This is a genomic window from Shinella sp. S4-D37, assembly GCF_040812195.1.
Classification (GTDB): Bacteria; Pseudomonadota; Alphaproteobacteria; order Rhizobiales; family Rhizobiaceae; genus Shinella.
Genome location: NZ_JBFNXL010000005.1, coordinates 263,753 through 274,409, shown reverse-complemented (window position 1 = coordinate 274,409; position 10,657 = coordinate 263,753). Strand labels below are relative to the sequence as shown.

10 protein-coding genes are annotated in these 10,657 nt (G+C 65.4%); 4 read left to right on the top strand and 6 right to left on the bottom strand.

The features are described 5' to 3' along the window. The first annotated feature begins 71 nt into the window (after positions 1-71). Positions 72-545: an Lrp/AsnC family transcriptional regulator gene (locus AB3G45_RS08810; protein ID WP_367830185.1), complete on the top strand. Its 474-nt coding sequence runs from the start codon at positions 72-74 to the stop codon at positions 543-545. 6 nt (positions 546-551) lie between these two features. Here the strand turns inward: AB3G45_RS08810 and AB3G45_RS08805 are convergent, their stop codons facing one another. From AB3G45_RS08805 to AB3G45_RS08785, 5 genes are read right to left on the bottom strand one after another with little or no spacing between them, the layout of a single operon-like run. Next, positions 552-1,301, bottom strand: a complete 750-nt coding sequence (locus AB3G45_RS08805) for an ABC transporter ATP-binding protein (RefSeq protein ID WP_064331403.1) — start codon at positions 1,299-1,301, stop codon at positions 552-554. Then, a complete protein-coding gene (locus AB3G45_RS08800) occupies positions 1,298-2,131 on the bottom strand; it encodes an ABC transporter ATP-binding protein (RefSeq protein WP_367830184.1) in 834 nt (277 codons plus the stop codon). The genes AB3G45_RS08805 and AB3G45_RS08800 overlap by 4 nt, the downstream gene beginning before the upstream one ends. Then, positions 2,128-3,045: a nickel transporter permease gene (gene nikC / locus AB3G45_RS08795; protein WP_064331405.1), complete on the bottom strand. Its 918-nt coding sequence runs from the start codon at positions 3,043-3,045 to the stop codon at positions 2,128-2,130. The genes AB3G45_RS08800 and nikC overlap by 4 nt, the downstream gene beginning before the upstream one ends. Continuing rightward, positions 3,042-4,088 (bottom strand): ABC transporter permease, encoded by a 1,047-nt coding sequence (locus tag AB3G45_RS08790; protein ID WP_064331406.1) that lies wholly within the window; start codon positions 4,086-4,088, stop codon positions 3,042-3,044. Before AB3G45_RS08790 ends, nikC begins: the two co-directional genes overlap by 4 nt. A 39-nt stretch (positions 4,089-4,127) precedes the next feature. Continuing rightward, positions 4,128-5,777 (bottom strand): ABC transporter substrate-binding protein, encoded by a 1,650-nt coding sequence (locus tag AB3G45_RS08785; protein WP_133033711.1) that lies wholly within the window; start codon positions 5,775-5,777, stop codon positions 4,128-4,130. A gap of 298 nt (positions 5,778-6,075) precedes the next feature. Between AB3G45_RS08785 and AB3G45_RS08780 the strand changes: the two genes are divergently transcribed. The 3 genes from AB3G45_RS08780 (at position 6,076) to AB3G45_RS08770 (ending at position 8,948) form a co-directional block, all read left to right on the top strand. Then, complete coding sequence (locus AB3G45_RS08780) at positions 6,076-6,285, top strand: hypothetical protein (RefSeq protein WP_367830183.1); 210 nt, start codon at positions 6,076-6,078, stop codon at positions 6,283-6,285. 208 nt (positions 6,286-6,493) lie between these two features. After that, a complete protein-coding gene (locus AB3G45_RS08775) occupies positions 6,494-6,871 on the top strand; it encodes a hypothetical protein (RefSeq protein WP_367830182.1) in 378 nt (125 codons plus the stop codon). 76 nt (positions 6,872-6,947) lie between these two features. After that, positions 6,948-8,948, top strand: a complete 2,001-nt coding sequence (locus AB3G45_RS08770) for an amidase (protein ID WP_367830181.1) — start codon at positions 6,948-6,950, stop codon at positions 8,946-8,948. A 22-nt stretch (positions 8,949-8,970) separates the two neighbouring features. On the opposite strand, the gene AB3G45_RS08765 is transcribed toward AB3G45_RS08770, so the two are convergent. Further along, on the bottom strand, positions 8,971-10,476 hold the full coding sequence (locus AB3G45_RS08765; RefSeq protein WP_367830180.1) for an ABC transporter substrate-binding protein: 1,506 nt from the start codon (positions 10,474-10,476) through the stop codon (positions 8,971-8,973). Positions 10,477-10,657 lie beyond the last annotated feature (181 nt).

The window sequence follows — 10,657 nt, the reverse complement described above, 5'->3', positions numbered from 1 at the left end:
TGCGACTTTCTCACCATTATATGCTTATAGACAGGAGCTATCTCCATATATTGGCGCATTAGGTGAGACAAATGTCCAAGATAAAGCCATTTCCTGGCGAAATCGACGCAATCGACCGCAAGATCCTCGACCTTCTCGTTGAAAATGCTCGGATTTCCATTACCGAAATGTCCGAAATCGTCGGGCTTTCGAAGACGCCCTGCACGCTGCGCCTGCAGCGCCTGATCAGTGACGGCTATATCGACGGCTTCCGCGCCGTGCTCAACCCGAAGAAGCTCGGGCTCGACCATGTCGCCTTCGCCGAGGTGAAGCTTTCGGACACCAAGGAAGCGGCGCTCAACGCCTTCAACAGCGCGGTGCGCAAGATCAAGGAGGTCGAGGAGTGCCACATGATCGCCGGCCGCTTCGACTACCTGATCAAGATCCGCACCGCCGATATCCGCCGCTACCGGGAGGTGCTGGGCGAGAAGATTTCGAGCCTGCCGAATGTCGCCAGCACCTCGACCTCCGTCGCCATGGAATCCATCAAGGAAGGCGGGCGCTGAGCCCGGTCAACCGTTTCGGCGGAAGCCTTCGCTGGCCGTGAGCAGGCTGCGCGTATAGTCCTGCGTCACCCGGTGCGCCGCAAGGTCCGCGGAGGCGAGCTGTTCCACTGCCTGGCCGTGCTGCATGACCATCAGCCGGTCGCACATATGGGTGACGACGGCAAGGTCGTGGCTGACCATGACGAAGGTGAGCTTGCGCGCCGCGCGCACCTGTTCGAGCAGGTTCAACACCTCGGCCTGCACCGAGGCATCGAGCGCGGAGGTCGGCTCGTCGAGCAGCAGGATGGAGGGTTCGAGGATCAGCGCCCGGGCGATCGCCACGCGCTGGCGCTGGCCGCCGGAGAGCTGGTGCGAATAGCGGAAGCGGAAGCTCGCGCCGAGCCCCACCTCATCCAGCGCCCGCACGATACGGCTTTCCGAATTGTCGAAGCCGTGGATGGCGAGCGGTTCCAGCAGCAGCCGGTCGACCGTCTGGCGCGGGTGCAGCGATCCATAAGGATCCTGGAACACCATCTGCACCTGTCGATAGAAGGCCTTGTCGCGTTTGTCGCCGAGCGGCTTGCCGTCGACCGTGATCGTGCCGTCGGAAACCGGCGCGAGCCCGGCGACCGCCCGCAGCAGCGTCGACTTGCCGGAGCCGGATTCACCGACGAGCCCGAAGGATTCGCCGGGCGCCACCGTGAGGCTGACATCCTGGAGGGCGACGAAATCGTCGAAGACGACGCTGAGGCCATCGATGGCGAGAGCGGCGGTCATAGCGCCCACTCCGGCTTGCGATCGAGGACGGGCAGGGGATGCCGGTCGACCCCGATCTTCGGCATGCAGTTGAGCAGGCCTCGCGTATAGGGATGCTCGGCCTCGGAAAGCCGGGAGGCCGGCAGCTCCTCGACGATGCGCCCGGCATACATGACGATGACCCGGTCGCAGAAGGACGACACGAGCCGGAGGTCGTGCGAGATGAAGATCAGCCCCATGCCGCGATCGGCGACCAGCCGGTGAAGGATGCCGAGCACGTCGAGCTGCACGGTCACGTCGAGTGCCGAGGTCGGCTCGTCGGCGATCAGAAGCTCCGGGCCGGCCACCAGCATCATGGCGATCATGGCGCGCTGGCCCATGCCGCCCGAGACCTCGTGCGGATAGAGGTCGAAGACGCGCTCGGGATCGCGGATCTGCACGGCGGCCAGCATGTCGAGCGCCCGCCTGCGCGCCTCCGCCTTGCCGACGGGCTCATGCGTGCGCAGCGTCTCGATGATCTGGCGGCCGATGCTCATGACCGGGTTGAGCGAATATTTCGGATCCTGCAGGATCATGGCGATGCGCTTGCCGCGCAACGCCCGCCGCTCGGCCTTCGACGCCCGGGTGAGGTCGATGCCATTGAACTCCAGCTTCTCCGCCGAGATGCGGCCGTGCTCCGGCGTCAGGCCCATGATGGCGCGGCCGGTCTGCGACTTGCCCGAACCGCTCTCGCCGACAATGCCCAGCCGCTCGCGGCCGAGCGTGAAGGAAACACCGCGCACCGCCTCCACCACGCCGGTGCGGGTGGGGAAGGAGACGCGCAGGTCCTTGACGTCGAGAAGCGCGCTCATTGGCTGCTCCCGCGCGGGTCCAGCGCATCGCGCAGGCCGTCGCCCAGCAGGTTGAAGCCGAGGCTGACGACGAGGATGGCGAAACCCGGCATGGCGGCCACCCACCACTGGTCGAGGATGAAGCGGCGGCCGGAGGCGATCATCGCGCCCCATTCCGGCAGCGGCGGCTGCGCGCCGAGGCCGAGGAAGCCGAGGCCTGCCGCCGTGAGGATGATGCCCGCCATGTCGAGCGTCACGCGCACGATGAGCGAGGAGATGCAGAGCGGCATGATATGGCGCAGCACGATGCGCCAGGGCGAGGCGCCCATCAGCCGCACGGCCGAGATATAATCGGAATTGCGCACCGTCAGCGTCTCGGCGCGGGCAATGCGCGCATAGGGCGGCCAGGAGGTGATGGCGATGGCGATGATGGCATTGCCGATGCCGGGCCCGAGCGCCGCGACGAAGGCGAGCGCCAGCACCAGCTTGGGAAAGGCGAGGAAGATGTCTGTGATGCGCATCAGCACCGCATCCACCCAGCCGCCGGCATAACCGGCGACCGTGCCGACCAGAAGGCCGAGCGGCGCGGCGATGATGGCGACAAGCACCACGACCTGGAGCGTCAGGCGCGAGCCGTAGATGAGGCGCGAGAGGATGTCGCGGCCCTGGTCGTCCGTGCCGAGCCAATGGGCAGCGTCCGGCGGCAGCAGGCGGGATTTGGCGAGATCGCCGACATAGGGCGAGTACGGCGCCAGCAGCGGCGCGAAGAGCGCGAGCACGATCAGCCCGAGGATGATCAGCATGCCGATGACGGCGAGCCGGTTGGCGGCAAACCGCCCCCAGGTGACATAGGCGCGGCCGAGCCGGGCCTGCAGGCGCGATTGCGGCCGGTCGGTCAGAAGCCATTCGCGGCGGGTCATGGCGGTCTCGTTCATCGTGTCCTCGTCCGCGGGTCGAGCATGCGGTAGAGCACGTCGGAAAGTAGATTGATGGCGATGAAGACGGAACCGATGACGATGGTGCCGCCGAGAACCGCGTTCATGTCGGCATTCTGCAGCGAATTGGTGATGTAGAGGCCGAGGCCCGGCCAGGCAAAGACGGTCTCCGTCAGCACCGAGCCTTCCAGCAGGCCGGCATAGGAGAGCGCGATCACCGTGACGAGCGGAACGGCGGCATTGCGCAGCGCATGGCCCCAGATGATGCGGGTTTCCGACAAGCCCTTGGCGCGCGCCGCGACGATATATTCCTGGCTGAGCTCGTTCAGCATGAAGGACCGCGTCATGCGGCTGATATAGGCGAGCGAGAAATAGCCGAGCAGCGAGCCCGGCAGCACGATATGCGAGACGATGTCGCGAAAAGCCGCCCAGTCACGATTGAGGATCGCGTCGAGCAGGAAGAAGCCGGTGATCGGCGTGAAGGTATATTCGAACACCACGTCCATGCGGCCCGGACCGGAGGTCCAGCCGAGACGGGCATAGAACACGAGGAGGGCGAGGAGGCCGAGCCAGAAGATCGGCACCGAATAGCCGACGAGGCCGACGATGCGCACGATCTGGTCGGCAAGGCTGCCGCGCCGGACGGCCGCGAGCACGCCGAGCGGGATGCCGAAGGCGGCGCCGATCACCGTGCCGACGGTGGCAAGCTCCATGGTCGCCGGGAAGACGCGGCGGATATCGGTCATCACCGGATTGGTGGTGAGCACCGAGGTGCCGAAATCGCCCTGCAGCACGCCTTTCACATAGAGGAAGAACTGCTGGTAATAGGGCAGGTTGAAGCCCATTTCCTGCCGCACGCGCTCAACGACATGGGACGGTGCCCGGTCGCCGACGATCGCCAGCACCGGATCGATCGGCACGACGCGGCCGATGAAGAAGGTCACGGCGAGAAGACCGAGATAGGTCGTGGCGACGACCACGACGAAGCCGGCGATCGATTTGAGGGTCGCGAAGGCGCGCCTGTTGGCGCGCCTTGCCGGCATTCGTCTTTCAGCAGTGCTCAAGGGACCGGTCCTTCAGACTTAGTCCTTGGTCACGGGCGCGAGGAAGTTCGTATCGAAGTTCGGCCCGAGCTTGTAGTTCTTGACGTTGCCGCGCATGCCGGCCACTTCGGTCTGCTGGAAGATCATGACGAAGGGGCTCGTGTCCAGCGCCTGCTGCTGCAGCTTCTCGTACATCTCGGCGCGCTTGTCGTTGTCGCGCTCCAGAAGCGCCGCTTTCACCTCTTCCGTCAGCTCGGGGATGTCCCAGGCGTTGCGCCAGGCCAGGGTCTTGACCGAGGCCTCGTCGCCATTGTCGGGGTTCGATGTGAAGGCTTCCGCGTTCGAGTTCGGATCCCAGTAGTCCATGCCCCACTGGCCGATATACATGTCGTGGTTGCGGGCGCGGTATTTGGTCAGCGTCTGCTTACCATCACCGGGAATGATCTCGACCTTGACGCCAGCCTGGCCGGCGGTCTGCTGGAAGGATTCGGCAATCCCGGTCACGGGCTGCGTGTTGCGCACGTCGAAGGTGACGGAGAAGCCATCCTTCAGGCCCGCCTTTTCAAGAAGCTCCTTCGCCTTGGCGACGTCGAACGTGTAGGGGCTCGCATCGAGCGCGCCGAGCACGCCCTTGGCCTGGTAGGTCTGGCGGATCTCGCCGATGCCCTTGATCAGCGTGGCGCCGATCGCATCGTAGTCGACGAGATACTTGAACGCCTCGCGCACTTCCGGCTTGGAAAGGTTCTCGTTCTTCTGGTTGAGGCTGATGTAATAGACCGTACCCTTCGGCGCGCTGGTGGTGGCAAGGTCGGCATTCTTGGAAACCGCCTCGAGATCACCCGGTTCGAGATTGCGCGCGACGTCGATGTCGCCGGCCTCGAGCATCAGGCGCTGGGTCGCGCTTTCCTTGACATGGCGGTAGATGACGCGGGTGAGCGCCGGCTTCTCGCCGTAATAGTTGTCGTTGCGCTCCATCACGAGGATTTCGTTGGCGCGCCAGTCGCGGATCTTGAACGGGCCGGAGCCGGCATAGTTGGTCTTCAACCATGCATAGCCGAAATCCGTGTCGTACTTGTAGTCGTCGCTCGGCGTCCTGGCTTCGGCGTGCTCCATGACGAGCTTCTTGTCGAGCACGGCGCCCACTGTGGCGGTGAGGCAGTTGAGCACGAAGCTCGGCGCATAGGCCTTGTCGACGGTGAAGACGAACGTGCCCTCGTCCACGGCCTTGGCCTTTTCGGTGACATTGTCGCCGTTAAGGCCGAACTGGGTGAGGATGAAGGCCGGGCTCTTGTCGAGCTTGACGACGCGCTCGAAGGACCAGGCGACATCCTCGGCGGTGACCGGATTGCCGGAGGCGAACTTGATGCCCGGCTTCAGCTTGAACGTATAGGTCAGGCCGTCCTCGGACACCTCCCAGCTCTCGGCGATGCCGCCCTTGACCTTGGTCGTGTCGTCGATATCGAGACGCACCAGCATGTCATAGCCGTTGCCGAGGAATTCGGCGGGGCTCAGCTCGAAGGATTCGGCCGGGTCGAGCGTGATCGTGTCGTCGATCGCCCAGGCCTGCACCAGCGTGTCGGCCGGCGTCTCGGCAAAGGCCGGCGCCATGCCGCCCGAAGCAAGCAACAACGAAAAGGCCACGCCGGCAAGCAGCGGGCGAACGCGTACGGTGATGTTTTCCCTGTTCATTCCAGTTCCCCGTTTTCCACGATTTTCCTCGGCGCCCCATGCACGCGCGTGCATCGATGCCATTTTTGAAATTCAATCACGATATCGACCGCAAAGACAATCCCCATTCGGGACCATACAGGGGAAATCATTCCACGCATACCCGCAGCGGGATGGCCCGTTCCGGCACAGCCGGTAACCGGTCGTTTACCCTTCGCGGAGTCGGGTGGGCCATACAATCAAAAGTAGGTAGGCCCCTGCGAATGGCTGGGTAAACGTGGCCTCGCTCCATGAGGGAGCCGATTCGAGGTGCCATTTCATGCCCATGCAGACCCTTCATCGTCTGGCCAACGACCTGACACCCGCCCAGCGTCTCGCCCGCGCCATCAAGGATATAGACAGCCGGCTGGACTGGGTCCGCCGGCACAACCAGCCCGTTCCGCTCAACGCCTATCGCGCCCGGCGCATCCTGCACGAAGCGCTCGCCCGTTGCCGCGAGCGCAGCAGCGTCCTCCCGCCGGTTCGCTGACGGGAGACACTGCGCGGGCGGATGCGATCCCCAAGCCGCACCGCTCGCACAGGGACCCGGTCGAGCGACACGAGGCGCTCCCGGGTCGTTCTTTTGCAAGGTCACGGCGGCAAGGCGCGACCTGCCGACCCTCTCCGCCCGGCTCGCCTTTCTAAGGTTTCGCGATGGAGCCGGATCGGCTAGAAGGGGCTGCAAGAAGGAGAGACGGATGGCGAACGCGCCCGACATGACGAAACATCGCGGCTTCCCGTCCGGCATGCCGGGCACGGGCGTCCAGTTCACCATCAGGCGCGCCAATCCGCGGGGCGTGACGCCGATCAAGGCCCTGCCGCGACGGGCACGGCCGGGCACGGCCGAGTACCGCATCGATGCCGCCTTCCTCCATGCGCTCTGGCATCATTTCGGCGCGGAGCCCTTCGAGCGCGGCAATCTCGACGCCGCACGGCTCAACCTTCTCTTCGGTCGCGAGGTCCTGCCCGCCGGGAAGGATTTCGACCCGCTCTCCTACGAAGCCCTGCTCGTCATCAACGAGAAAGCCGCCCGCCAGACCTTCCCGGAATCCTTCGACGACGTCTTCGAAGTCTGACGGCGCCGAGGGCTTGCGCCGGCCCGGCCCGGGGTGAAGACTGGAAGCATCGGAACGAGCGCCTGGGAGGGCATCGATGAAGGTCGTCGAAGCGTCGATCGGCAAACTGCGCGAAGCGCTGCGGGCGGGCGAGGCGACAAGCGTCGGCCTGGTCGCGGCCTATCTCAACCGTATCGCCTGCTACGATCGGCACGGCATGACGCTCAACGCCGTGCCCGTGCTCAATCCCGATATGTTCAGCGAGGCGCGTGCTTCGGATGTGCGCCGTGCGCGCGGCGAAAGCCTCGGCCCGCTCGACGGCATCCCCTATACCGCCAAGGACAGCTACAAGGTCAAAGGGCTGAGCGTCGCGGCCGGTTCGCCCGCCTTCGCCGACCTGGTCGCGACCGACGACGCCTTCGCGATCGCCCGCCTGCGCGCGGCGGGGGCCGTGCTGATCGGGCTCACCAACATGCCGCCGATGGCCAATGGCGGCATGCAGCGCGGCGTCTACGGGCGCGCGGAATCGCCCTACAACGAGAACTGGCTGACGGCCGCCTTCGGCTCGGGCTCCTCGAACGGGTCCGGCACCGCCACCGCCGCCAGCTTTGCGGCCTTCGGGCTCGGCGAGGAGACCTGGTCGAGCGGGCGAGCGCCCGCCGCCAACAACGGCCTGTGCGCCTATACGCCGAGCCGAGGCGTCATCTCCGTGCGCGGCAACTGGCCGCTTGTGCCGACCATGGACGTCGTGGTGCCGCACAGCCGCTCGATGGCGGACATGCTGGAACTGCTCGACATCATCGTCGCCGACGACCCGGAAAGCCGCGGCGATCTCTGGCGAAGCCAGACCTGGATGCAAATCCCGAAAGCCTCCGATGTCCGCCCGCCCTCCTATGTCGCGATCGCCGAGACGGCCAGCCTTGCCGGCAAGCGGTTCGGCCTGCCGGCAATGTATATCAACGCCGATGCCGGGGCGGGCACCGGCGACACACCGGGGATCGGCGGCCCGACCGGCCGGCGGATCGAAACCCGCGCCTCGATGATCGCGCTCTGCGCGCAGGCCCGCACCGCGATCGAGGCGGCGGGCGCCGAGGTCGTCGTCACCGATTTCCCGGTCGTCAGCAATTACGAGGCGGACCGGCCGGATGCGCCGACCATCGCGACGCGCGGCCTCGTCAGCCCGGATTATCTTCGCCGCGAGATCCTCGATCTGTCCGCCTGGGCCTGGGACGATTTCCTCGCCGCCAACGCCGATCCCACCTTACGGCGGCTGGCCGATGTCGATGGCACGCGCATCTTTCCCGCGCCGGAAGGCAGCCTGCCCGACCGCTACCACGGCTTCGACGATCCCCTCGCCGCCTATCCGGCCCACCGGCGCGATCATCCCGTTGCCGCGTTCGAGGATATACCGGGCCTTGCCGAGGGGTTTTGCGGGCTGGAGGAGACCCGGCGCATCGATATGGAAGACTGGATGGACCGGCTGGAGCTCGATGCGGTGATCTTCCCGGCCGTCGCCGATATCGGCCCGGCCGATGCCGACGTGAACCCCGCCTCGGCGGATCTCGCCTGGCGCAACGGCACCTGGGTCGCCAACGGCAACCTGGCGATCCGCCATCTCGGCATTCCGACCGTGACCGTGCCGATGGGCATGCTGGCCGATATCGGCATGCCCGCGGGCCTGACCTTCGCCGGCCGGGCCTTCGACGACACGGCGCTCATCGCCTGTGCCGCGGCCTTCGAGAGGACCGGCGCCTACCGCACCGCACCGCCGCGGACGCCCGAGCTTGCGGACCTGCCCGACGCCGCCGGAGCCCATCCGCCGGATGCCGCCGACCTCAGGCTGGCCGCTACGATCACGTCCGGCGGCGACGGACGCCAGCGCCTGTCGATAGAGGCGTACAGCGCGGCCCCGCTGCTCTGGCTGACGGTGAACGGCCGGCCCATCGCGTTCCGGCAGGAGGACGGACGGGCGAGCGCGAGCCTCGATATCGACGAGAACAGTCACGTCCACAGCGAATGGCGCGCGCCCTACGGCCATATCGTCATCGCCCGCTCGCAAGGTGCCGCCGCCTACGCCATCGTCGGCGGCACCGCCTGAGCGGCGCCCAATGTGAAGCGCGTCACTCGGACTTGGTGATGCCGTAGGCGAAGAACTGCGAATTCAGGCCGTTGAGCGGATAGCCGGCGACGGTGTTCTTCGACACCACGATCTGCGGATAGAGATAGAACCAGTTGCTGGCCGCGTCTTCCGCGATGAGCGTGTTGGCCTCCTTCAGCTTCCCGGTCTGCTCGTCCTCCGTCGCGCTGGCCTCGGCCTGCTTGATCAGGTCCACAACCTTCGGGTTGTTGTAGCCCCAGTAGAAGTCCGGGTTGCCGTAGAAGACGATGTCGCGGTGGTTGACGTGCTCCTGGAGCGTCGCCTGGAAGTCGTGCGCCTTGTAGATCTTCGTGTACCACTCGTTGGCCGTGATGACGTTGATCTCCACCTTCACGCCGATCTTGGCGAGCTCGCTCTGGATGAACTGCGCGGCGATCGGATGCGGATCGTAGTTCGGCGTGTCGATGGTGAAGGTGAAGCCGTCCGGATAGCCGGCCTCCTTGAGCAGCGTCTTGGCGCTTTCCGGATCGTAGGCATCGGTCGCAGTGAGATCGACATACCAGGGATCGGTCGGCGGCACGAAGGAGCCGATCAGCGTACCGTAGTCGCCCCAGACGGCCTTCAGCAGCTTTTCGTCGTCGACGGCGCGGGCGAGCGCCTTGCGGACCTTGACATTGTCGAAGGGTGCGACGCGGTCGTTATAGGCGAGCAGCAGCTTCGTCGTCGACTTGCCCTCGCTGACCGTGAATTCCGGATTGTCCTTGAACTGCGCCAGCGAATCCGGGCTCTGCACGGAGGTGATGATATCGACCGAGCCGGTGAGCAGCGCATTGTTGAGCGCCGTCGCCTCGGTGAAATACTGGAAGACGACCTCGCCGTTCTTCGGCTTCTCGCCCCAGTATGTGTCGAAACGGGCGATCGAAAGCGACGAGCCGCGGCGCCATTCCTGCAGCGCATAGGGGCCTGTGCCGTCTTCCTTCGCCTGGAAATCCGTCGCCTCGTCATTGGCGATCCAGACATAGCTCAGGTTATAGGGCAGCGAGATCGAGCGGGAGGCGAGCTTCACGACGACGGTCGCATCGTCTGGCGTCTCGATGCCGGCGATGGATTTCAGGCTGTTCTTGCGCGAGCTCTTGGAGGCCTCGGCGGTCACGCGCTCGATGGAGAACTTCACGTCCGCGGCGGTCAGCGGCGCGCCGGAATGGAAGGTGACGCCCGGCTGCAGCGTGAACGTATAGGTAAGGCCGTCCTCGCTGACCTTGGTGTCCTTCGCCAGCACCGGCTCGACGGTTCCCGCATCTGTCAGGCGGAACAGCGCCTCGTAGACATTGCCGTTGAAGGCCTCGTTGATGCCCTGGCCGGCCCCGGCGGTGTTGTCGAGGTTTTGCGGCTCGTAGAGCGAGCCGATATTGAGCGTGGCGTCCGGATCGACGTCCGCGGCCAGCGCAGAACCGGAAACGCCCATGGCGAGCGCGACGGCGAAGGCCGCCGTCAGAGCCCGGCTGCTGCGGGGGGTGATAGCACTCATCTCGTTCTCCTGTTTCGATGCGGCCGCGCTCGCGTGCCTTCGTCACGACGATAGTATTGATCCTGACGGGGCAAAGGTATGCGCTTCCGCTCCAATTTACGGAAATTAAAAGGAATTGCCTTCCAACGGCAACAAAATCCGTGGATAGTTTTCGCGCCTGCGAAACAGGCCGCACGGAATG